This is a genomic window from Paraburkholderia sp., from assembly GCF_035501035.1.
In the GTDB taxonomy this organism is placed as follows: domain Bacteria; phylum Pseudomonadota; class Gammaproteobacteria; order Burkholderiales; family Burkholderiaceae; genus Paraburkholderia.
The window spans coordinates 1-21590 of the sequence record NZ_DATJWR010000093.1 but is presented as its reverse complement, the minus strand read 5'-3'; the positions used below and the strand labels follow the sequence as shown (position 1 = coordinate 21590).

General features: G+C 67.0%; 18 protein-coding genes. 8 read left to right on the top strand and 10 right to left on the bottom strand.

Going from position 1 to position 21590, the window contains the following annotated elements; translation table 11 throughout:
- Window positions 1-87 precede the first annotated feature (87 nt).
- Both VMJ11_RS07010 and VMJ11_RS07005 read right to left on the bottom strand, forming a co-directional pair.
- Window positions 88-1260: a VWA domain-containing protein gene (locus tag VMJ11_RS07010; RefSeq protein WP_325618303.1), complete on the bottom strand. Its 1173-nt coding sequence runs from the start codon at window positions 1258-1260 to the stop codon at window positions 88-90.
- Between the two features lie 68 nt (window positions 1261-1328).
- Entirely contained in the window at window positions 1329-2180 is an 852-nt protein-coding gene (locus VMJ11_RS07005; protein WP_325618301.1) for a MoxR family ATPase, read from the bottom strand.
- Between the two features lie 529 nt (window positions 2181-2709).
- On the opposite strand from VMJ11_RS07005, the gene VMJ11_RS07000 reads away from it, so the two are divergent.
- Both VMJ11_RS07000 and VMJ11_RS06995 read left to right on the top strand, forming a co-directional pair.
- The gene (locus VMJ11_RS07000) at window positions 2710-3075 is read left to right on the top strand and encodes a c-type cytochrome (protein ID WP_325618299.1); all 366 of its coding nucleotides are present in this window, start codon (window positions 2710-2712) and stop codon (window positions 3073-3075) included.
- Window positions 3076-3089: 14 nt separating this feature from the next.
- Window positions 3090-3482: a cytochrome c gene (locus tag VMJ11_RS06995; RefSeq protein WP_325618297.1), complete on the top strand. Its 393-nt coding sequence runs from the start codon at window positions 3090-3092 to the stop codon at window positions 3480-3482.
- Window positions 3483-3618: 136 nt separating this feature from the next.
- On the opposite strand, the gene VMJ11_RS06990 is transcribed toward VMJ11_RS06995, so the two are convergent.
- The 3 genes from VMJ11_RS06990 to rsxB form a co-directional block, all read right to left on the bottom strand.
- Window positions 3619-4053 carry a DUF1841 family protein gene (locus VMJ11_RS06990; RefSeq protein ID WP_325618295.1) on the bottom strand — a complete coding sequence of 145 codons (435 nt, stop codon included), beginning with the start codon at window positions 4051-4053 and terminating at the stop codon, window positions 3619-3621.
- A gap of 80 nt (window positions 4054-4133) precedes the next feature.
- Window positions 4134-4778 (bottom strand): endonuclease III, encoded by a 645-nt coding sequence (nth, locus tag VMJ11_RS06985; RefSeq protein WP_325618293.1) that lies wholly within the window; start codon window positions 4776-4778, stop codon window positions 4134-4136.
- Between the two features lie 40 nt (window positions 4779-4818).
- Entirely contained in the window at window positions 4819-5697 is an 879-nt protein-coding gene (gene rsxB / locus VMJ11_RS06980; protein WP_325618291.1) for an electron transport complex subunit RsxB, read from the bottom strand.
- A gap of 444 nt (window positions 5698-6141) precedes the next feature.
- Here rsxB and VMJ11_RS06975 point away from each other — a divergent pair, with 444 nt between their 5' ends.
- Window positions 6142-6774, top strand: a complete 633-nt coding sequence (locus VMJ11_RS06975) for a TetR family transcriptional regulator (RefSeq protein WP_325618289.1) — start codon at window positions 6142-6144, stop codon at window positions 6772-6774.
- Between the two features lie 118 nt (window positions 6775-6892).
- Here the strand turns inward: VMJ11_RS06975 and VMJ11_RS06970 are convergent, their stop codons facing one another.
- The 3 genes from VMJ11_RS06970 to VMJ11_RS06960 form a co-directional block, all read right to left on the bottom strand.
- Entirely contained in the window at window positions 6893-8200 is a 1308-nt protein-coding gene (locus tag VMJ11_RS06970) for a polyhydroxyalkanoate depolymerase (protein WP_414694319.1), read from the bottom strand.
- Between the two features lie 303 nt (window positions 8201-8503).
- Entirely contained in the window at window positions 8504-10366 is a 1863-nt protein-coding gene (locus VMJ11_RS06965) for a glycoside hydrolase family 15 protein (RefSeq protein ID WP_325618287.1), read from the bottom strand.
- 154 nt (window positions 10367-10520) lie between these two features.
- Entirely contained in the window at window positions 10521-10670 is a 150-nt protein-coding gene (locus tag VMJ11_RS06960) for a DUF3096 domain-containing protein (protein ID WP_325618285.1), read from the bottom strand.
- Window positions 10671-11065: 395 nt separating this feature from the next.
- Between VMJ11_RS06960 and VMJ11_RS06955 the strand changes: the two genes are divergently transcribed.
- Both VMJ11_RS06955 and VMJ11_RS06950 read left to right on the top strand, forming a co-directional pair.
- Window positions 11066-12223, top strand: a complete 1158-nt coding sequence (locus VMJ11_RS06955) for a lactonase family protein (protein WP_325618283.1) — start codon at window positions 11066-11068, stop codon at window positions 12221-12223.
- 141 nt (window positions 12224-12364) lie between these two features.
- Complete coding sequence (locus VMJ11_RS06950; protein ID WP_325618281.1) at window positions 12365-12964, top strand: antimicrobial peptide resistance and lipid A acylation PagP; 600 nt, start codon at window positions 12365-12367, stop codon at window positions 12962-12964.
- A gap of 91 nt (window positions 12965-13055) precedes the next feature.
- Here VMJ11_RS06950 and VMJ11_RS06945 read toward each other — a convergent pair whose 3' ends face one another.
- Window positions 13056-18107: a DNA translocase FtsK gene (locus tag VMJ11_RS06945; RefSeq protein ID WP_325618279.1), complete on the bottom strand. Its 5052-nt coding sequence runs from the start codon at window positions 18105-18107 to the stop codon at window positions 13056-13058.
- A gap of 211 nt (window positions 18108-18318) precedes the next feature.
- Entirely contained in the window at window positions 18319-18954 is a 636-nt protein-coding gene (locus VMJ11_RS06940; protein WP_325618277.1) for an META domain-containing protein, read from the bottom strand.
- A gap of 188 nt (window positions 18955-19142) precedes the next feature.
- Here VMJ11_RS06940 and purT point away from each other — a divergent pair, with 188 nt between their 5' ends.
- The 3 genes from purT to VMJ11_RS06925 form a co-directional block, all read left to right on the top strand.
- Complete coding sequence (gene purT / locus VMJ11_RS06935) at window positions 19143-20366, top strand: formate-dependent phosphoribosylglycinamide formyltransferase (protein ID WP_325618275.1); 1224 nt, start codon at window positions 19143-19145, stop codon at window positions 20364-20366.
- Window positions 20367-20563: 197 nt separating this feature from the next.
- Complete coding sequence (locus VMJ11_RS06930) at window positions 20564-20875, top strand: MliC family protein (protein ID WP_325618273.1); 312 nt, start codon at window positions 20564-20566, stop codon at window positions 20873-20875.
- A gap of 121 nt (window positions 20876-20996) precedes the next feature.
- The coding region (locus VMJ11_RS06925) for a thiamine pyrophosphate-binding protein (protein WP_325618271.1) at window positions 20997-21590 on the top strand (594 nt) is incomplete at its 3' end.

Sequence of the window (21590 nt, the reverse complement as noted above, 5' to 3'; positions counted from 1 at the left end):
GTGTGTTGTTCATGCGTGCGACACGGGGCCAGGCGGCGCGCGATCGTGGCGCGCCGCCTCGGAGGTGCGGGGCCTTGGCGCTCGTGCCTATTTGCTCAGCACGCGCATGGCCGTCTCGAGCCCTGCTACGGTGAGCGGATACATGCGGTGCCCGAGAATCTCGCGGATGATCGACACCGACTGTCGGTATTCCCATAGCCGCTCGGGCTCGGGATTGAGCCACGCGAAATGCGGGAACTGGTCGGCCAGTCGCCGCAGCCACACGGCGCCCGCCTCGGGGTTGTTGTACTCGACCGAGCCGCCCGGTTGCAGCACTTCATACGGGCTCATGGTGGCGTCGCCGACGAAGATCAGCTTGTAGTCGGGCGTGAACTTGTGCAGCAGGTCCCACGTGGGCGTGCGCTCGGCGTGGCGCCGCCGGTTGTTCTTCCACAGGTAGTCGTAGACGCAGTTGTGGAAGTAGTAGAACTCCAGGTGCTTGAACTCGGCCTTGGCCGCCGAGAACAGTTCCTCGGTGCGCTTGATGTGATCGTCCATCGAGCCGCCCACGTCGAGCAGCATCAGCACCTTCACGTTGTTGTGCCGCTCGGGCACCATCTTGAGGTCGAGCCAGCCAGCGTTGGCGGCGGTGCTGCGAATCGTGCCCGGGAGATCGAGTTCTTCGGCCGCGCCTTGGCGCGCGAAGCGGCGCAGGCGGCGCAATGCGACCTTGATGTTGCGCGTGCCGATCTCGACCTGGTCGTCGTAGTCGCGGTACGCGCGCGCGTCCCACACCTTCACGGCGCTGCGCTGGCCACCTTCGCCGCCGATGCGGATGCCCTCAGGGTTGTAGCCGCCATTGCCGAAGGGCGAGGTGCCCCCCGTGCCGATCCACTTACTGCCGCCTTCGTGGCGCTCCTTCTGCTCCTCGAAGAGCTCCTTGAGGCGCTCCATGAGCTTGTCGAGCCCGCCCATGGCTTCGATCTGCGCGCGCTGCTCGGGCGTGAAGTCGCGTTCGAGCCGCTTCTTGAGCCAGTCTTCGGGAAGCTCGAAGGCGAGTTCGGACTTCGTCTCGATGCCGCGGAAGTACGCGCCGAACGCCTGGTCGAAGCGGTCGAAGTACTGCTCGTCCTTAACGAGCGTCATGCGCGCGAGGTAGTAGAAGTCGTCGAGCGAGGGCGCGATCACGCGCTCTTTGAGCGCTTCGACGAGCGTCAGGTACTCCTTCACGGAAACCGGCAGCTTCGCGTCGCGCAGCGTATAGAAGAAGTCGATCAGCATGCGGTGTCTCCGGCTTTTCGCGTGCGTGGCCTGTGCTCGTGGCGGATATCAGCGGATATCAGCAGTTGCTAGCGGTTGTGACGGTTCATGTAGATGAGGCGCTCGAAGAGCGTCATGTCCTGCTCGTTCTTGAGCAGCGCGCCCGCGAGCGGCGGCATCGACTTCGCGCCATCGACTGCGCGCAGCGCCGAGAGCGGAACGTCTTCGGCGAGCAGGAGCTTCAACCAGTCGAGCAGCTCCGAGGTGGACGGCTTCTTTTTCAGCCCCGCCACGTTGCGCAGTTCGAAGAAGCTTTCGAGCGCCGCGTTGAGCAGGTCCTTGCGGATGCCCGGATAGTGCACCTCGACGATGCGCTGCATCGTGGCCGGATCGGGGAAGCTGATGTAGTGGAAGAAGCAGCGGCGCAAAAAGGCGTCGGGCAGCTCCTTCTCGTTGTTCGACGTGATGATGACGAGCGGACGCTGCTTCGCCTTGATGAGCTCGCGCGTCTCGTACACGTAGAACTCCATGCGGTCGAGTTCGCGCAGCAGGTCGTTCGGGAACTCGATGTCGGCCTTGTCGATTTCGTCGATCAGCAGCACGCTCTGCTCGTCGGATTCAAATGCCTGCCACAGCACGCCCTTCACGATGTAGTTGGCGATGTCCTTCACGCGCTCGTCGCCCAATTGCGAGTCGCGCAGGCGCGAGACCGCGTCGTACTCGTAGAGCCCTTGCTGCGCCTTCGTGGTGGACTTGATGTGCCATTGCATGAGCGGCATGTTCAACGCCGCCGCGACTTCTTCGGCCAGCATGGTCTTGCCCGTGCCCGGCTCGCCCTTGATGAGCAGAGGGCGCTTCAACGTGATCGCGGCGTTGACCGCGAGCTTGAGGTCGTCGGTGGCGACGTACTGCGATGAGCCTTCGAAACGCGTGCCGCGCATGGTCAATCCGCTCGCTGGGGAAAAAAATCCCAGTATAAGTCAGATGGGGTGTTGCGTCGGAGGCGCCTCGCGTATGGTTTGGTCCGCCCGCTTGGGGCAAAGTCGGGTCGAAATCGGGTCGAAGTCGGGGCAATGCCGTGGCGGTTTCGTGGCGGTTTCGCGGCGCTGTCGTGGCGGTGTAAGGCCAAAGTCGGGTCAAAGCCGGCGCAGGGTTGCCAGAACAGCGGGCCCTCGCGCAAGTGCGCGGCGGGGCTGCGGCGCGCGCCAGGGTTCCTCCGGACACGTCGCCGCAAACACGCGCGCAGGCAGCGGCGGCGGGCGCAGCATGGCCGCCGCAGGGGCTTCCCAGGGGCCGCCGAGGCCCGCCAGGCGTGGGGCGGCCGGTGGACGGCCGGCGCGGCGTCGCGGTATACTCGGACCGATTTTTTTCGGCCTGCACGGCGACCCCAAAAGTAAAACAGCAGTAATGCGGCGCAGGCCGTGGCCTGCGGTTCGGGCGTTCGAATCCCCTCAAGCCAGGTTGGATGCTATGAAAAAGATTGTCGGCAGGCACGTCATCATCGGTGCGATAACAACGCTGGCGTGCTTCGCGGTCACGGCCCAGGCGGACATCGTGGGCGACGCGAAGGCGGGGCAGGGCAAAGTGGCGATGTGTATCGGCTGTCATGGTATTCCCGACTACCGCACCGCCTATCCCGAGGTCTATCACGTGCCCATCCTGGGCGGCCAGAACGCGCAATACATCATGAATGCGCTGCGCGGCTACAAGAAGGGCGACCGGCATTTCGAGACGATGCACGCGATCGCCGCTTCGCTCACCGAACAGGACATCGCCGACATCGCGGCCTACTATGCTGCGCAAACGGCCGCGTCGAAGAACAATCCTGAGAAATAACCGGCGGAGAATCCATGAACAAGCCCTACACGGCTGTGCCCTCGTTTGCCGGTTCGACCATCATCGCCGGCGCCACGCTCGCGTTCGCTGCGGCGCTCGCGCTCCAGCCCGCGTACGCGGCCGACGCGTCCAACGGCAAGGTGCTCGCCGACAGCCACAACTGCGCGGCCTGTCACGGCCCGGGCCTGAACAAACCCGTCAGCCCCGAATATCCGAAGCTCGCCGGCCAGCACGCCGACTACATCTACTGGGCGCTGCGGCAGTACCAGATGGGCAGCGGCAACCCGCATCTCGGCCGCAACAATCCGATCATGCAAGCGCAGGTGCAGAGTCTTTCGCAGAGCGACATGAAGGATCTCGCCGCGTACATCGAATCGCTCAAGGGCGATCTGATCGACAAAAAGTAAGCGTCGCGGCCGCACGCATCGCGCGTGCCGCATCATGCGAAACACCCCGCGTGGACCTCGTTTTCAGCGAGGTTGCGCGGGGTGTTTTTTGTGCCGTCTCGCTGCTGTGCGACGAGGAGATGAGGGGCGCAACGCTTCAGTCGCGCGAAGCGCGGCGCTCGATGCGTGCGAGATAGGCGTCGGTGTCGGGCGGTGTGTTCGTGCGTTGCGCTTCCCAGATCGTCTCGCCGAGGCACTCCATGATCGCGTGCTGCGCATCGTGCGTCGAGCCGAGGCGCGCTGCGAGACGGTCGTGCGCGGCGCGAATGCCCGGTGGCTGGTCGATCGAGAGTTGCTCGCTGATCGCGAGGTGCATCGACAGATGCAGGAACGGATTGCTCTGGCCGCGCTCGGGCGAGTAGTCCTGCTCGGCGGCCGTATCGGCATCGGCGAGTTCGGCGTGATATTCGGGATGCTCGATGATCCAGTCGGCGGCGATGGCTTCGAGCGGCGTGAGGATCTCGCCCGCGCGCTGCTTGCGCCAGGTCTCGGTGAAAAAGCGGCGGACTTCGTCGCGGCTGGGATTGAACATCTTGTGTCGGTTCTGTCGATGAAGTGGGGGATGGCGGGCGCGTCCGAACGAGTGATTTTACGCTCTTGGGCGTGCCGCACTCAGAGCTCTGGCGGCGGCGTTTTCGGCTTGAATTCGCACAGCGGTTCGATCACGCAATGCCAGCATTCGGGACGTCGCGCCTTGCACACATAGCGGCCATGCAGGATAAGCCAGTGATGCGCGTCCTGGCGAAACTCGGGCGGCGTGAATTTTTCGAGCGCGGACTCGACGGCGCGCACGTCCTTGCCGGGTGCGAGCCCCGTACGGTTCGCAACCCGAAAGATATGCGTGTCGACGGCAATGGTCGGCTGGCCGAATGCCGTATTGAGCACGACGTTCGCGGTCTTGCGCCCGACGCCGGGCAACGCTTCAAGTGCCTCACGCGTTTGCGGCACCTCGCCGCCGTACTGCTCGACGAGGATGCGACAGGTCGCCACGACATTCTTCGCCTTGGTGTGGTAGAGGCCGATCGTCCTGATGTAGTCGGCAACGCCTTCCGCGCCCAGCGCGAGCAGGGCTTGCGGCGTATTGGCGACTGGAAACATCTTGCGCATCGCCTTGTTCACCGAAACGTCGGTGGCCTGCGCGGAGAGCATCACGGCGATCAGGAGTTCGAACGGCGTGGTGAACTCCAGCTCGGTGGTGGGATGCGGATTGAGGCTTTGCAGCGTTTCGTAGATGGCGCGGCGCTTGGTGGCGTTCATGCTCGTTGTGCGTGGGGCCGTGGCAGCAGGAGGCGGCGCGCTATTGCGCGGATTCGTCGTTGCCGTTGTCGGGCGCTGCGTGCTCGCCGGCTGTGTCGTCCGGCGCGTTCGCGCCGATGCCGAGCCGCTTGCGGCGCGCTTCGGCGGCGTCGATTTGCGCCTGCACGTCGGCGCTCACGTGCTCGATGTTGCGCGGGCCGACGCCCTGTTCGGCCAGCTCCGCCTTCTTGCGGCGCGCGCGTTCGAGCGCCGCCTGGATGATCGCTTTCTTCTTCGCTTCAGCTTCGTCGGCGGGCGCGCTTGCCGGCTGCGCGCCGGGCGTTTGCGCGGCGGCGACGCCAGGCGCCTCGGCCTGCGCCTGCGTGCTCGCGGCGGCCCGGCGTGCGGCGGCGCGCGCCTCGGCCGCGCTGCGCTCGGCGGCCTGCCGTGCAAGACGCCGGTCGTGGCGCACGCGCGCTTCGTCGGCCTGCTGCTGGCTCCATGCGTCCCAGCCCGTCGCTTCGCCCGTCACGGGAATCATCGCGATGCAGTCGACGGGGCAAGGCGCGACGCACAGGTCGCAGCCCGTGCATTGATCCTTGACGATGGTGTGCATCTGCTTGGGCGCGCCGACGATCGCGTCGACGGGACAGGCCTGCATGCACAGCGTGCAGCCGATGCACAGTTGCTCGTCGATGAACGCCACCGGGCGCGCACGCTCCACGCCGTTGGCGGGATTGATCGGAATGACGGGCTTGCCGAGCAGCTTCGCCAGGCGCGCGACGCCTTCCTCGCCGCCGGGCGGGCACTGGTTGTAGTTGGCGGTGCCGGCAGCGACGGCTTCGGCATAGGGCCGGCAGCCGTCATAACCGCACTTCGTGCATTGGGTTTGGGGCAGCAGATCTTCGATGCGATCTGCAAGAGTTTTCGAATCGTTCACGGTCGCGATAGCGGGGCTGGCCCATCAGGGCGGGCCCATTGGAGCGGGCCGGGCGGCGCGGCCTCGGGTGCACAGGGCCTCGCGGGGGGCGCGCACGCACGGCGCCAAAGCTTGCATTATCGCCGATTTCCCGCATTGCCATCGGCGGGCCATGTGCCATAATCAAAGCGCTTAATGCGGAGCGCCTTGCAATCCAGGGGAAATCCATAGACGTAAAGCGTGGCAGGCGAGGCGCCTCGCGAGAAGCATGCAGGGGTTAAGACAATGTCGGCAACGCACGACATCAAACAATAGAGGGAACGCAAGACCGTAGGTCGGAGGGTGTCTGTCCATTAACCTGGCGCGCCCCGCACAACGCTGCCGCTACCAGGGCTAGGAGAGGCCCGGCGAGGTATGGCCCGGCAGCGTAAACCGGACAACGCGGCTTACTGAGATCCTGCCACCATGAATCAGCCAAAAATCAAAAGAGATCCTGAAGGCACGCGCCGCCGCATTCTGCTCGCCGCGGCGGAAGAATTTGCCAATGGCGGCCTGTTCGGCGCACGCGTCGACCAGATCGCGCGTCGCGCGGAAACCAACGAGCGCATGCTCTATTACTACTTCGGTAGCAAGGAGCAACTCTTCACTGCGGTGCTCGAGCACGCCTTCGGCGCGCTCAACGAAGCCGAGCGCGCGCTCGATCTCGCCGGGCTCGCCCCCGTCGAAGCGATCACGCGGCTCGCGCATTTCGTCTGGGACTACTATCGCGACCATCCCGAGTTGCTGCGGCTCGTGAACAACGAGAACCTGCACGAGGCGCGCTACATGCAGAAGTCCACGCGCATTCGCGAGATGATCTCGCCTATCGTGGCCACGCTCGGCTCGATCCTTGCGCGCGGCGAGTCTGCGGGACTGTTCCGCCCGAACATCGATCCGTTGCGGCTCTATGTCACGCTCTCGGGCATGGGTTACTACATCGTCTCGAACCGCTTCACGCTCAATGCAACGCTCGGGCGCGACTTCAGCTCGGCGGCCGAGCGTGCCGAAGTCATCCAGCTCAATACGGAAATGCTGCTTGCGTACCTGATGCGCAAGTGATGCTCACCTGATACGCGGGAGCGTTGCGAGCTCCACAAACACCGCGCGCCGTTCAGAGACGGCGCGCGGTGTTTGGTGCGAGCGTGCGCGCATGTTGCGCGCCAAACGAGCGACAGCGTCAGGCGACGGCGCCCTCGGCCGAGCGGCCGCGGGTAGAGGGCTGCTTGCTGGGGCGGCCCGCAGCCTGCTGATGCTCACGGATGAAATCGCGCAGTTGCGGATAGATGATCGTGCGCCAGCGGCGGCCCGAGAAAATGCCGTAGTGGCCGCATTTTTCTGCAGTCAGATGATGCTTGTTCGCCTCGGGTATGCCGGTGCACAGATCGTGCGCGGCGCGCGTCTGGCCGGCGCCGGAAATATCGTCGAGTTCGCCTTCGATCGTGAAGAGCGCCGTGTCGCGAATGTCCTGCGGGCGCACGCGCTCGCCGGACACGTCCCACGTGCCTTCCGCGAGCCGGAACTCCTGGAACACGGTCTGGATGGTTTCCAGGTAGTATTCGGCGGCCATGTCGAGCACCGCGTTGTATTCGTCGTAGAACTTGCGATGTGCTTCGGCGTCCTCTTCGTCGCCGAGCAGCAGGCTCTTGTAAAAGTCCCAGTGCGCGGTTGTGTGGCGACCGGGATTCATCGCGACGAAGCCCGCGTGCTGCAGGAAGCCCGGGTAGACCTCGCGCCCCTCGCCCGGATAGTTGGCGGGCACCGTGTGGATCACGTTGTTCGCAAACCAGTCGAGCGAGTGCTCGGTGGCGAGCGAATTGACGGCGGTGGGGCTGCGGCGCGCGTCGATCGGGCCGCCCATCATCGTCATCGTGAGCGGGGTGTCCTCGCCGCGGCTCGCCATGAGCGAGATGGCCGCGAGCACGGGCACCGTGGGCTGGCACACGGAAAGCACGTGCAGGTTCTTCGCGCCGATATGACGGATGAATTCCTGGATGTACTCGACGTAGTCGTCGAGATGGAACGCGCCAGCTTCGAGCGGCACCATGCGCGCATCGATCCAGTCGGTGATGTACACCTTGTGGTCCTGCAGCAGCGTGCGCACGGTGTCGCGCAACAGCGTGGAGTGATGGCCCGAGAGCGGCGCGCACACGAGCACGGAGGGCTCGTCCTTGAGGGCTGCCACGGCGCCGCTGTCGTCGGCGTAGCGCTTGAAGCGCAGCAGGCGGCAGAACGGCTTCTCGATGATGGTCTGCTCGACGATAGGAATGTTGAAGCCGTCCTTGACGATTTGGCGGATGTCGAACTCGGGCTTCTCGTAGTCCTTGCCAAGACGGTAGAGCAGTTCGTAGCCTGCGGCGAGACGGGGCGCTCCTGGCACGAGCGAAAACGGGCTCGAAGGATTCGAGAACGATTTCGAGGCGGCCTGGGCCCAGGCGGTCAGCGGGCTCAGCAGCGCGCGCTGGAATTCACGGATTTGGTAGAGCATGGGCGCTCCGGCATCTTCATGGTGCGGTTCGCACCCGGGTCGCGCGCGAATGAGGCGCGGAACAGATGCGGGCCGGCAAGGTTGGTCGGTCAGGTTATTTATCGGCCGCCGCCGGGAGGGCTTTAGCGCGCACGGGTCGCCCTGTAGGACGCCTGACAGTTGGCTGTCAGGCGTCCTACAGGGCAGCACACCGGTGCGCCCCATCGCCCGACGGCGCGGGCGGTCTGTTCCGCCCGGTCGTTGTGCAACGCAACAACTCTAGTGTACCCCAGCTTGCGAAAACGTCCAGGCGCTTTCGAACAATTACGATGTGGATGCAACAGAAGCCTCCGCCGCGACACCCTCGGCTGACGGATGTCCCGTTGCCTTCGCCATTTCCTGCTCGTGGCGCATGAGGTTCAGACCCGTATGCACGAGCGCCACGTGCGAGAACGCCTGCGGAAAATTGCCGACGAGCCGTCCCGCAATGGGGTCATATTCCTCGGCGAGCAAGCCCACGTCGTTGGCGAGCGAGAGCAGGTGCTCGTACATGCGGCGCGCGTCGTCCATGCGGCCTTGCAGGGCGAGGTTGTCGACCATCCAGAAGCTGCACGCGAGGAAGGTGCCTTCGCCGGGCGGCAGGCCGTCGTTGAATTCGGTGGTGCGGTAGCGCATCACGAAGCCTTCACACATGAGGTCGCGCTCGATCGCCGCCACCGTGCCCGCGATGCGCGGGTCCGCGGCCGGCAGGAACCCGACCAGAGGCATGAGGAGCAGGCTCGCGTCGAGATCGGTGCCGCCGTAGATCTGCGTAAAGGAATTCAGATCCTTGTTGAAGCTGCGCTCGCAAATCGTGGCGTGGATCTGCGCGCGCAGTTCGCGCCAGTGCTCGACCGGCCCGGGCAGCGAGAATTTTTCCGCCGACCTCACCGCGCGGTCGAACGCGACCCATGCCATCACCTTCGAGAACGTGAAATGCTGGCGGCCGCCGCGCGTTTCCCAAATGCCTTCGTCGGGCAGGGTCCAGATCGTCTCGAGGTGCTCGAGCATCGCACACTGGATCGCCCACGAGGTTTCGTCGGCCTGCAGGCCGCCCACGCGCGCGAGGTGCAGCGCGTTCATGACTTCGCCGTACACGTCGAGCTGCAACTGGCCCACGGCGTTGTTGCCCACGCGCACCGGTTTCGCGCCTTCGTAGCCCGGCAGCGAGTCGAGCTCGAACTCCGGCAGACGGCGCTCGCCCGCAAGGCCATACATGATCTGCAATTGCGACGGCGAGCCCGCCATCACGCGTCCAAGCCACGCCCGCCAGGCGCGCGCCTCGTCGAAGTAGCCGCAGCGCATCATCGCGAGCAGCGTGATGGTGGCGTCGCGCAGCCAGCAGTAGCGATAGTCCCAGTTGCGCGTGCCGCCCAGTTGCTCCGGCAGCGACGTGGTGGGCGCGGCCACGATGCCGCCCGTGGGCTCATACGCAAGCGCCTTGAGCGTGATGAGCGAGCGCCGGATCGGCTCGGCCCAGCGGCCCTCCACGGTGCTGCGCGAGGCCCACTCGGTCCAGAAGTTCTCGGTGCGCGCGAGCGCCGTGAAAGGATCGCGCGGCGGTGGCACCCGCCGATGCGAAGCCGCGTAAGAGAGCGAGAACGGCACGCGCTCGCCTTCCTTCACGTCGAACTGCGCGACTGTGTGCATGTTTTCGCCCTGGAGGTCGACTGGCGTGCGCAGCACGACCGTGTCGGGGCCCACCGTGGCCTTGATGCCGCTCTCGTAGGTGAGGCGGCTGACCCACGGCACCGAGAAGCCGTAGTCGAAGCGCAGCACGAGCCGGCTCTCCATGCGCACAGTGCCGCGCCGGCCCACCACGAGGCGCACGAGCTCCGACCAGCCATTGCCTGGCGGCATGAAGTCGATCAACGTGACGGCGCCTTCGGGCGTTTCGAAGTCGGTTTCGAGGATCAGCGTTTCGCCGCGATAGCGCCGCGTGGTCTTGATCTCGACTTGCGCACCGTTTTCGGGCTGTGCGGGCGCGATGAGCCAGCGGCCATTCTCCTCCGTGCCGAGCAGTGCGGCGAAGCAGGCGCCGGAGTCGAAACGCGGCCAGCAGAGCCAGTCGATGGAGCCGTCGCGGGACACGAGCGCAGCCGTGTGGCCGTCGCCGATCAATGCATAGTCTTCGATGAGTGCGGGCATGGTAAGCAATTTGACAGCGTTGCTCGAAAGCGTAAGCCTTGAAGCCGCGTTTTCGCGGCGTGCACGCACAAGAGTAGTGGCAGCGGGGCTCACTGCGCAACGCGTTTTGCGCGGCAGCACGCGTAAAACGCTTGTGCGCCCACGTCAACAAACGTCAGAGATGGCCGCCCGTGCCGAATAGTCCGATGATCCCGATAATGATCAGATAAAGCGCGACGATGTAGTTGAGCAGGCGCGGCACGGCGAGAATCAGAATGCCCGCGATGAGCGCGACGAGCGGCCCGATGGCAAGGTGAATGTTCATGATGGCTTCCTGGTGTTGATCACGGGTGTGTTGTTCCCTGCGTCGTTTCCTGTGTTGCCTCGAACCCCGGGCTTGACCGTTGCTCCCGGCGTGTCCCGTACCTGCGCGAGGCGGCTGCGCGCGTGCGGGGCGGGCGCGCACAACCTCTCTTATACTGGCCCGATGCATCAGACGGTATCGCGTGGCTTCGCGATGAGAGCCGAGCGTGGGCGCCGCCGTCGCGCGTTGCCGATCCGCTTCGCCGCACCGACAAGAAAAAGGAGGTCGACATGTTCCTTCGCTGTACCGGCGCAAACGCCGTGCCCGCGTCCTCCCGTGCGCGTTCTGCCCGTGTACGCCGGCCAGCGCGTGGCCTCGCGCATCTCCTGACCCAGCTCGTCAAAGGTTTCGTCATCATGGCTTCTGTCGCTGCGACGCATGCGTTCGCCCAGTCTGCTTCCACCGCCGCGCCCGCGGATGGTGTCTACGATCTCATCGTCGGCACCTATACGGGCGGCAAGAGCGAGGGCCTCTACGTCTACCGCTTTGACACGAAGACCGGCGACGCGCAGCAGGTGAGCGTAGCGAAGACGGTGAATCCGTCGTACTTCGTGGTGAGCAAGGACAATCGCTTCGTCTATGCGGTCAACGAGTTGCCGGGCGATAACGGCCCCGCGAGCCTGCGCGGCGACGTGAGCGCCTTCGGCTTCGATGCCGCGAGCGGCCAGCTCACGTTTCTCAACAAGGTGTCGGCGCAGGGCAACGATCCGTGCTACCTGAGCCTTTCGCCCGATGGGCGCTATCTGTTCGTCGCCAACTACTCCGTCGCCGCCGACCCGGGCGGCAGCTTCTCCGTGCTGCCCGTGCAGCAGGACGGCAAGCTCGGCGAGGCCGTGCTCACCGTGCATCACGAGGGCGGCGGTCCCGTGAAGGGGCGCCAGGACAACGCGCACGTGCACTCGACCGTGTTCTCGCCCGATGGCCACTATCTGTTCACCCAGGATCTCGGCACCGACAAGCTCTGGACTTACCTCTACACGCCGGACGGCAGCCGCGGCCTCGTGAGCCCGACCGAGTGGCGCTATGCCGATGTGAAGTCAGGCAGCGGCCCGCGTCATCTGATTTTCGGCAACGACGGCCGCCATGCGTATCTCACGAGCGAACTCGCGGCCACGGTCAGCGTGTTCGGCTATCGCGACGGCCATCTCACGCTGGAGCAGGTCGAGAAGCTCGCGGAACCGGGCTTCAAGGGGACCCAGGGCGCGGCGGCGCTGCATCTTTCGCCGGACGGCAAGTTCCTCTACGTCTCGAATCGCGGCGACGCCAACGACATTTCGATCTTCGCCGTCGATGCCGGCTCCGGCAAGCTCAGGCGTGTGGGGCGCCAGTCGAGCCTCGGCAAGTCGCCGCGCGAATTCGCGATCGATCCGACGGGCCAGTGGCTCATCGTCGGCAACCAGAACAGCGACACGGCCTACGTGTTCCGCCGCGATCAGCAGACGGGCCTGCTCGAGCCGAATCCGAAGCGCCTCGACATCGGTTCGCCGGTCGACTTCAAGTTCGTCGCGCCGTGAGGCAAAGGTTGGGCGTGAAGTTCGGCGAAGCAGCCGCCACGTGCGAGGAAGTGAATGACGTGAAATAGCGGACCGGCGCGGCTTCCAAGCCCGATGTTGAAGCCCGACGGCCGGCCCGCGCAATGATCCGCGTGAGGGCTCATGATCCGCGTACGACGCGCGCTTTGCGTGCTGGGCCAGCCGCTGTGCGGGGCGGCCCTCGTCCTCTTCGTGTTTCTGGGCGCGCCTTTGCAGGCGCGTGCCGCGTGCGACTTCTCCAGCACCTGGTTGCAGGGCGTATGTGGGCGCGTGACGCGCGTGTGGGACGACGGCAACTGGGATCTGTATCTGACCGGCTATGGCTGGCACATCAACGGCTATACGGAAGAGGAGCTTCATGCGCTCAACGCCAAATCGTGGGGCGGCGGCGTGGGCAAGCACTACACCGACGAAAACGGCAACGACGACGTCCTGTTCGCCATGGTCTTCCTCGACTCGCACGACAGCCCCGAGCCGATCGGCGGCTGGGCGCGCCAGTGGTACACGAAGCCGGTGCTGGGCGGCCTCTCGCTGGGCGGCGGCTATTTCGCGGGCGTGACGATGCGCGCCGACATCGCGCATTACGTGCCGATTCCGCTCGTGCTGCCGGTGGCCTCGCTGCGCTACCGGCGCGCTTCGGTAATGGGCACGCTCATTCCGCCGCTTCCGGGTGGCGCGAACAAGGGAGCCGTGGGGTTCTTCTGGGCGCGCTACCAGTTTTGATGCGCTGGGCGACGCGCAGCGCGCGCCTCGGGCGCAGCGCCTGAACGCGCCGGCCAGATCGAAGGAGGGCGCGGCGCGGGCCGCGCCTGCCTCATTCGCCCGCGCCGCCGGGCACGAGCACTTCGCGGCTGCCGTTGATGCCCATCGGCGAGACGAGGCCCGCCGCTTCCATCTGCTCGACGAGGCGCGCGGCCCGGTTGTAGCCGATGCGTAACTGCCGCTGCACCGAGGAGATCGACGCGCGCCGCGTGCGCACGACGAACGCCACGGCTTCGTCGTAGAGCGGATCGGCTTCGGCTTCGGGCGAATCGCCGAACAGGTCCTGCGGCGCGCCTTCGGAGGCCGGACCGTCGAGAATGCCCTCGACATACTCGGGCTCGCCGAACTGCTTCAGGTACTCGACCACGGCGTGCACTTCCTCGTCGGCGACGAACGCGCCGTGCACGCGCTGCGGGTAGCCGGTGCCGGGCGGCAGGAACAGCATGTCGCCCTGGCCGAGCAGCGACTCGGCGCCCATCTGATCGAGGATCGTGCGCGAGTCGATCTTCGATGAGACCTGGAACGCCACGCGCGTCGGAATATTCGCCTTGATGAGGCCCGTGATGACGTCCACCGAAGGACGCTGCGTCGCGAGAATCAGGTGGATGCCGGCGGCGCGCGCCTTTTGCGCGAGGCGTGCGATCAGCTCTTCGATCTTCTTGCCCGCGACCATCATGAGGTCGGCGAGCTCGTCGATCACGACCACGATCATCGGCAGCGGCGAGAGCGGCTCGGGCGCCTCGGGCGTGAGCGAGAACGGATTGCCGATCTTCCTCTCCTGCGCCTCGGCGTCGCGGATCTTCTGGTTGAAGCCCGCGAGATTGCGCACCCCCACCGCCGACATCAGGCGGTAGCGCTTCTCCATTTCGCCCACGCACCAGTTGAGCGCGTTGGCGGCGAGCTTCATGTCGGTGACCACGGGCGCGAGCAGATGCGGGATGCCCTCGTAGACCGAGAGCTCGAGCATCTTCGGGTCGATCATGATGAGCCGCACGTCCTCGGGCGTGGACTTGAAGAGCAGCGAGAGGATCATCGCGTTGATCGCTACCGACTTGCCGGAGCCGGTCGTGCCCGCGACGAGCATGTGCGGCGCCTTCGCGAGATCCGTGACGATCGGATGGCCGACGATGTCCTTGCCCATCGCGATCGTGAGCTTCGACTGCGAGCGCTGGTACTGCGCCGATTCGAGGATCTCTGACAGGCGGATCATCTGGCGGCGCGCGTTCGGTAGTTCGAGGCCCATGCAGGTCTTGCCGGGAATCGTTTCGACCACGCGGATCGACGTGAGCCCGAGGCCGCGTGACAGATCCTTCATGAGCCCGACGATCTGGCTGCCGCGCACGCCGAGCGCGGGTTCCACTTCGAAACGCGTGATGACCGGACCCGCCGAGGCGCCGACCACGGTCACGGGTACCTTGAATTCCTGGAGGCGCTGCTCGATGAGCTGGCTCGTTTCGGCGAGCTTCTGCTCGGAAATGGGCTCGATTTCGGACGAGGCGCGCTCGAGCAGTTCGAGGCCCGGCAACTCCACCGCCGACGCGCTGAGCGGCTCGAACACGAAGGTCGTGGGCGCGTGGCCGCGCACGAAGGTGCGCTGAACGGGAGGCTCGGGGGCATCGGCCGGCTCGGGCGCGCGCTCGACGTCGGGGCTCGCAGCGGCGGGCTCGCTCGCGATGGCGGGGTAGGGCGCCGCGGGGGCCGGGAGCGGCGTGGGAATGGCCGCGAACGCGGTCTCTGAGGGCACGCGACTTTCCGGTTGCGGCTCGGCTATCCATGGTGGCGTTGCGGCGGGCGCAGGGGGCTGCGGTGCGGCAGGCGCGATGAGTGACGGCATGGCAGCGTTGTGCGAGGGCGCGGGAACCGGCACGGGAACGGACGCTATGACAGGTGCGACGACAGGCACGGCAACCGGTGCGACAAGCGGCGCAACAATCGGCTCATCAATCGGCTCAACAACGGGCTCAACGATCGGCTCAACAATCGGCTCAACAACGGGCTCAACAACGGGCTCAACAACCGGCGCGGCGGCATCGCTCGAAGCGAACCGCGCGCCAGGTGTGGCGCTGCTGGACGGCTCGATGCGTGGCGCTGGCGCGGCATGCATGGCGGGAGCGTCGAATGCGGGTGCCTGTGCTTCAGGTTCGGCAACTGCCGCTGCGCTCGCAACCACCTGTGCCTGATCGAAAGGCGCTTGCGCAGCTTCACTACGCGTCGCGGGAGCGAACGCCACTGGCGCGGCGCTGAAAACCGGCGTGTGCGTTTGCGGTTCAGGAGCAACTGGCGTGATCTCACCAGGTGCGCTTAAGTGCACGTGCGCGTGATCGAAAGGCGCAAGGGGCGTGCTGACGCGAGTTGCGTCGCGACGCGCTTCGGGAGCGAACGACTCAGTCGTAGCGCCGAAAGCGGGCGCGCGCGGTGCCACTGCAGCGCTCGCGGCCTGGTCCTGCGCGGTCGAAGGCGCGTCTTCGACGGCGGTGGGGGCAAGCGAATGAGCGACCGTGGTCGTCACGTGAACCGGTATCGCGCGCGCGGACGATTCGAACGTACCGCCATAGGTGCCATAAGCGGATTCGACCGACGCCGATTCATCGAGATCTGCCGTGGATGCGTTATCGGCAGCATCGGTGCCTGTCTCCACGCCAGGTGTTCGAGCGGCGATCGGCACAGCGAGTGTGGCGAGATCTTCGCCGGCGTCAGCGTGAACCTCGCGCACGAGACGCGGAAAATGCACGACATTCGACAAGGCCATCGCCTCGGGCACGGCATGCAGTGTGTCCGGCTGCGTTGCCGACGCGGTATCGACAGCCGGCGTCTGCGTTGCTGTGGGCTGCGGCGTCGCGAGCGGCGCCGCATGCGTCGATGCCTGGATCGGCGCCGTATGCGTCAATGCCTGGATCGGCGCCGCATGCGTCAATGCGTCGATCTGCGCCGGAGTCGGCGTGAAGGTGTTGAAGGGCTCTGCGGCGTGCGTTCCTGCCGCAGGGACGCTCGACGGCTCGTCGTCGAGCAGCATCCACGGCATGCCGTGATCGAGCGTGGGCCACGGCGAAGGCGCCGCGATCTCGTGAGCCGCGCTCTGCTCAGGCTCGGCCGGCATCGATACCGGCGGGGTGACTTGCGGCGCTTCGAGTGAGGCGCCGTTCGCATCGCCGCCGATGAATGCCCGTTCCACGGGCAGGCGTACCGGCTGCCACGGAGCCAGGGAGACTGCCGGGTCGTACCCGGCCGATAGCGTCTCCGGCTGCACGGGGTTTTGCGTTACGCCGGGCAAGGGAGCAACGAATGCCGAAAACGTTGCGCCTGGCGGCGCCCCGTCCGGCTGCGCCGTGCCGCTACTTTCCTGCAGCGAATGCACATCCGTGTTCGCCGGGGCATCCTCGGCATCTTGCTGCGTGGGCGCAGCAGTTGACGCGAGCGTTGCCACTGGCGGCGCGCCCGGTGCAAACGAGGCTTGAGGCTCCAACGCGGACGTTGCCGTCGAGATTCGCGGCGCCACGGTCGGGAACTGCGCGCGCGGCTGTGCGGGTTCGACCGCATTCGCGTGCGTTGCCTGCGTGCTCATGAGCGGGGAGGCTTCGTCGAGATTGCGGCGCGCGAGGCTTGCGCCCGCCAGCGTCGTCCAGCGCGCGGCGTTCTCTTCGATCGAGCGCAGCGTTTCCAGCACGCTCGTCGAGAGCGGCGCTTCGGGCTGCCCCGCGCTGGTGGGCGTGGGGCGCGAGTAGGCAGGCGTTGCGGGCTGCGTGTCGGTGAGCGGCGCGGCCATGGGCGGGCGGGCATTCACGCGTGAGGGCTGACCCTGCCAGACGTACGGACGCGGCGGCTTCGCGACGCGCGGCGGCGCGGCGGCGGCCGCGCGGGCCGCCGTGCTGCCTGCCGCGGGCGGTGGCGGCGCATTGCGGCGCGGCGCGGCCGGCTGCGCGAATGGCGACGTCAGCGGATCGAGCGGTGCCGCCGCACTGGCGGATGCGAAACCGCGCGCGGCTGCTGCAGCCGCACCGGCGAGCGGCGTGCCGTGCACCGCAGACGACGCCGCGCGCGCACCCGCGATCGCGCTGGATGCGGGCGATATGGCTGACGTGGCTGACGTGGCTGACGTGGCCGATGTGGCCGATGTGGCCGGCCGTGCGTGGGCCGGTTCCGCTCGCCACGGCGCGTTGGGTTGTGCAGGGATGCCCTGTGCGCCCGATACGCTCGATACCCCCGCTGCGCCCGGCGCCGGGCTTACCGCGCGTGCGGTTTGCCGGCGCGTGTCGCCTAGCGGCGCGCCTGGTTGCATGGGCGCACGCGACGGCTCCATTTGCGCGCGTGGCGCGCTCGCGGGCGGAGTGGGCTGCGGCGCGCGCGTACCGCGCAGCCAGTCCGCGGGTGCGGTGGGCTCGGTGCGCGCCCATGCTGCCGAGGGGGCTTCGGCAGCAGCACGGAAGCGCGGTTCGGCACGCCTTGATGCGGCGCCCGACGCGGCGGCCGACGCTGCGCCGGATCCCGCCGCCCCGGCACCCATGGCACCAGCGGCGCCGACGGGACCCACGGCACCCACACCCTCGCGACCTTCACGCAGACTCATACCCTCGCGCGCGGGTGGTCGCCAGACGGTCGGCCGCGTGCGCCGCGCACCATCGCCCGCCATCGACGCATTGAGGGTGGGTGCGCTGTGCGCGGGAAGTCCTTCGTCGGCTGCCGCGCGACGGTTGCGGCCTTCGCGCCGCGGGGTGTCGTCGCGCTCGCGCGAGGCGCGGATGTTCAGGCCGAGCCCGAGCGAGACGTCGGCCCACGCGAGGAATTCGCGCCAATGGAAGTCGAGCAGCCACGGCAAGCTCACAAGGAGGAGCGCCGTCATCACGAGCGGCGTGGCCACGTGGCCGATGAGCTTGCCGAGCCCGCCCGAGAGCGCGTGGCCGAACGCGTCGAAACCGGCGATGTCGATGAGCGTCGCCTCGAGCACGCAGCTCGCCACGAGCACGCCGATGAAGCCGAGCCAGAGCCGGATCGTGCCGGGGCCGCGCAGGCCTGCGCCGCCCGGCAGCACGGACTTGACGAGACGCCAGATCAGAGGGATGAACCAGACGGCCGATGCGCCGAACCAGCCAGGAACTACCGTGTGCATGCCAGAGATAAACGTATAGAAGGTGTGCGACGTGTGGAGTGTAACCGCTCGGCCGCCGCGTGCCGCGATTGGCTTGGACACGGCGTTGCGCGAGCCCCGAGGCGCGTTGCGCGCGCGGCACGAGAAAGACACTGCGCGCAGCGCCCTTGATCGCGCGCAGCAAAAAAAGAGCCGCGCCGGACGAGGGCGCGGCTCGTCGCGCGTGCGACGCTCACTGCGCAGGCTTCGCGTCGGAAGCGGCGCCCGGCGCCGAGCCTGCTGCCGCGGCTTGCTCGGCGAACGTCAGACGGTCGCCGTTCTGGAGGATGAGCAAGAGCGCCTCTGGATGACGCATCTGCACGCCCGAGCGCGCGATATGCGAAAGCGCATCGAGAAAGTCGCCCTCGATTTCGCCACCCGCGCCAATGCACGCCATGCGTGTGCTGCCAAGCTGGCCGAACGAGAGCAGCCCGTCTTTCAGGATGTACGCGCCGAAGAAACGGTTGCAGCCCGAGAAGCCGCTCGCACGGCGCTGGCCGCTCTCGGTCGAGAGGTCGAGCGTGATGGGGTGCGCATCGGGGTTTTCCGTGCCAGCGGGTGCGGCGAGCGCATTCGCGCCGGGCACGTCACGCTGCGTGCCGTCGGCGCGCTTCCATTCCACTAGCCGCCAGTGCGTGTTGTCGAGCAGCTGGGTCGCGGCAGGGTTGAACGGATCGGGCAGCGGCGCCGACGCGTCCGTGTGGATGGGCAGCTTGCACGCGCAAACCAGCAAGGCTGCGGCGAGCGGCGCGGCGCGCGAGGCGAGCAGTCGCGCAGAAACGCGCCGGGCGGGGCGCAAGCTCAGGCGCAAGTTCATGCTGATACGCATCGCATCGGTCCTCGTAATCGACGAAGGCGTAAGCGTAACGCACCGCGCTGCACCACGCGAGGGTAAACGCGCGCGCCGCTCATGAAAGGGGCGTGCGCCGGCGCCGCATGGCGTCTCGCAGCGGTGAAGCCACGTGTTAACATCGGCGCTCTCACGCATTCGAGCCACACCGTCATTCTGGAGACATCATGCAGACCCGCCCCCGCATCGGCACGCCGCTTTCGGCTTCCGCCACCCGTGTCATGCTGCTCGGCGCGGGCGAGCTCGGCAAGGAAGTGATCATCGCGCTGCAGCGTCTCGGCGTCGAGGTGATCGCCGTCGATCGTTACGAAAATGCGCCCGGCCATCAGGTCGCGCATCGCGCGCACGTGATCGACATGGCCGATCCCAAGGCGCTGCGCGCGCTCATCGACGCCGAGCGTCCGCATCTCGTCGTGCCCGAAATCGAGGCCATCGCCACCGACGCGCTCGCGGCCGTCGAAGCCGAAGGCGTCGCCGAGGTGATCCCCACCGCGCGCGCCGCGCAGCTCACGATGAACCGCGAGGGCATCCGGCGCCTCGCCGCCGAGGAGCTCGGCCTCGCCACGTCGCCCTATGCGTTCGCCGATTCGCTCGACGAGCTGAAGGCCGGCGTCGCCAAGGTCGGCTACCCGTGCGTGGTGAAGCCGGTGATGTCGTCTTCGGGCAAGGGGCAGTCGGTCGTGAGGAGCGAGGCCGACGTCGAGCGCGCCTGGCAATACGCGCTCGCGGGCGGCCGCGTGAATCGCGGGCGGGTGATCGTGGAAGGCTTCATCCACTTCGACTACGAGATCACGCAGCTCACCGTGCGCGCGACCGATCCGGCGAGCGGCGAGGTACAGACGTACTTCTGCGACCCGATCGGCCACCTGCAGGTGGACGGCGACTATGTCGAGTCGTGGCAGCCGCAGCCGATGAGCGCGAAGGCGCTCGAGCGCTCGCGCGAGATTTCGCACAAGGTGACCGAGGCGCTCGGCGGGCGCGGCCTGTTCGGCGTCGAGCTGTTCGTGCGCGGCGACGAAGTGTGGTTCTCGGAAGTGAGCCCGCGTCCGCACGACACGGGGCTCGTGACGCTCGCCTCGCAGCGCTTCTCCGAGTTCGAGCTGCACGCGCGCGCGATCCTCGGCCTGCCCGTCGATACGACGGCGCGCGGACCCGGCGCATCGGCGGTGATCTACGGCGGCATGGACGCGCGCGGCATCGCGTTCGAAGGGGTGCAGGAGGCGCTGGCCGTGCCGGGCGCGGACCTGCGTCTGTTCGGCAAGCCCGAGAGCTTCGTGAAGCGCCGCATGGGCGTCGCGCTCGCCACGGGCGCCGACACCGACGAAGCCCGCTCGCGCGCTCGCGCGGCGGCAGCCGCGGTGCGTCCGGTGCCGGGCGACGTTTCGAAGTGAGCTTGCGGCCCTGGGCGGCATCGGGCGAGGGGCCGACGCAACACACGGAGAACACGATGATCGATGGTCGAAGCGGTGTTTCTGGGCTTGTTTCAACTCGGGCGACCGGCGCAGCCCGCGCAGCCGGATCGCGCACCGCGCGCGCATGTGCCGCGCTCGCGCTCGCGTGCGGATTCGGCGCGGCACTCCAAGCGAACGTGGCAAGCGCGGCCCCGCTGGAAGTGCGCGACATCCAGGTGCAGACGCGCCACACCTTCGGCTACACCTGCGCCGACGGCAAGACCTTCAAGGTCACCTATCTGAATGCGGCCAATGGCCAGAGCTTCGCGCTCGTGCCCGTGGACGGCCGCAAGCTGCTCTTCGTCGGCGTGATCGCGGCTTCCGGCGTGAGGTACGTGGCCGAGCGCTACACCTGGTGGACCAAGGGCCCCGGCGCGGACCTCTACGACACCATGTCGGACGCGAGCCCGAAACCGGTGCTCTCCGGCTGCGCGACCATCATGCGCTAGAGCTTCGCGTACGCTTGACGACGCGTTCCGCCATGCCGGAGTAACCTGTCGGCCTACGTGAATACGCGAAAGCCGGCAGCCGCACGCGCCGCCGGCCATGCTCCTGCCAGCGAGGTGGTCGATGAAAGCATCGGATCTGTTCGTGAGGGCGCTCGAAGCCGAAGGCGTCGAGTATGTGTTCGGTATTCCGGGGGAGGAAAACCTCGATCTGCTCGAATCGCTGCGGCGCTCGAAAATTCGTCTGATCGTCACGCGCCACGAGCAGGCCGCGGGCTTCATGGCCGCCACCTACGGGCGGCTCACGGGCCGCACCGGCGTATGCCTTTCCACGCTTGGCCCCGGCGCCACTAACTTCGTCACCGCGGCGGCCTATGCGCAGCTCGGCGGCATGCCCATGCTGATGGTCACGGGCCAGAAGCCCATCAAGTCGAGCAAGCAGGGCCACTTCCAGATCGTCGACGTGGTGCGCATGATGGAGCCGCTCACCAAGTACGCGCGACAAATCGTCTCCATCGGCAATATTCCGGCGCTCGTGCGCGAGGCGTTTCGCCAGGCCGAGCAGGAGCGGCCCGGTGCCGTGCATCTGGAACTGCCCGAAGACGTCGCCGACGAAGAGGGCGACGGCAAGCCCATCCCCAAGAGCTACAGCCGCCGGCCCGTGGCCGAGGAGAAGGCCGTGGCGCACGCCGTCGCCGCGATCTGCTCGGCGCATCAT

Bases quoted from the DNA above. Each gene is read 5' to 3' on its own strand.
- VMJ11_RS07010 (WP_325618303.1), bottom strand. From the start codon at position 1,260: ATGCTGATCGACTTCTTCTATACGCTGCGCGACGCGAAGCTGCCGGTT.
- VMJ11_RS07005 (WP_325618301.1), bottom strand. From the start codon at position 2,180: ATGCGCGGCACGCGTTTCGAAGGCTCATCGCAGTACGTCGCCACCGAC.
- VMJ11_RS07000 (WP_325618299.1), top strand. From the start codon at position 2,710: ATGAAAAAGATTGTCGGCAGGCACGTCATCATCGGTGCGATAACAACG.
- VMJ11_RS06995 (WP_325618297.1), top strand. From the start codon at position 3,090: ATGAACAAGCCCTACACGGCTGTGCCCTCGTTTGCCGGTTCGACCATC.
- VMJ11_RS06990 (WP_325618295.1), bottom strand. From the start codon at position 4,053: ATGTTCAATCCCAGCCGCGACGAAGTCCGCCGCTTTTTCACCGAGACC.
- nth (WP_325618293.1), bottom strand. From the start codon at position 4,778: ATGAACGCCACCAAGCGCCGCGCCATCTACGAAACGCTGCAAAGCCTC.
- VMJ11_RS06975 (WP_325618289.1), top strand. From the start codon at position 6,142: ATGAATCAGCCAAAAATCAAAAGAGATCCTGAAGGCACGCGCCGCCGC.
- VMJ11_RS06970 (WP_414694319.1), bottom strand. From the start codon at position 8,200: ATGCTCTACCAAATCCGTGAATTCCAGCGCGCGCTGCTGAGCCCGCTG.
- VMJ11_RS06965 (WP_325618287.1), bottom strand. From the start codon at position 10,366: ATGCCCGCACTCATCGAAGACTATGCATTGATCGGCGACGGCCACACG.
- VMJ11_RS06960 (WP_325618285.1), bottom strand. From the start codon at position 10,670: ATGAACATTCACCTTGCCATCGGGCCGCTCGTCGCGCTCATCGCGGGC.
- VMJ11_RS06955 (WP_325618283.1), top strand. From the start codon at position 11,066: ATGGCTTCTGTCGCTGCGACGCATGCGTTCGCCCAGTCTGCTTCCACC.
- VMJ11_RS06950 (WP_325618281.1), top strand. From the start codon at position 12,365: ATGATCCGCGTACGACGCGCGCTTTGCGTGCTGGGCCAGCCGCTGTGC.
- VMJ11_RS06945 (WP_325618279.1), bottom strand. From the start codon at position 18,107: ATGCACACGGTAGTTCCTGGCTGGTTCGGCGCATCGGCCGTCTGGTTC.
- VMJ11_RS06940 (WP_325618277.1), bottom strand. From the start codon at position 18,954: ATGCGTATCAGCATGAACTTGCGCCTGAGCTTGCGCCCCGCCCGGCGC.
- purT (WP_325618275.1), top strand. From the start codon at position 19,143: ATGCAGACCCGCCCCCGCATCGGCACGCCGCTTTCGGCTTCCGCCACC.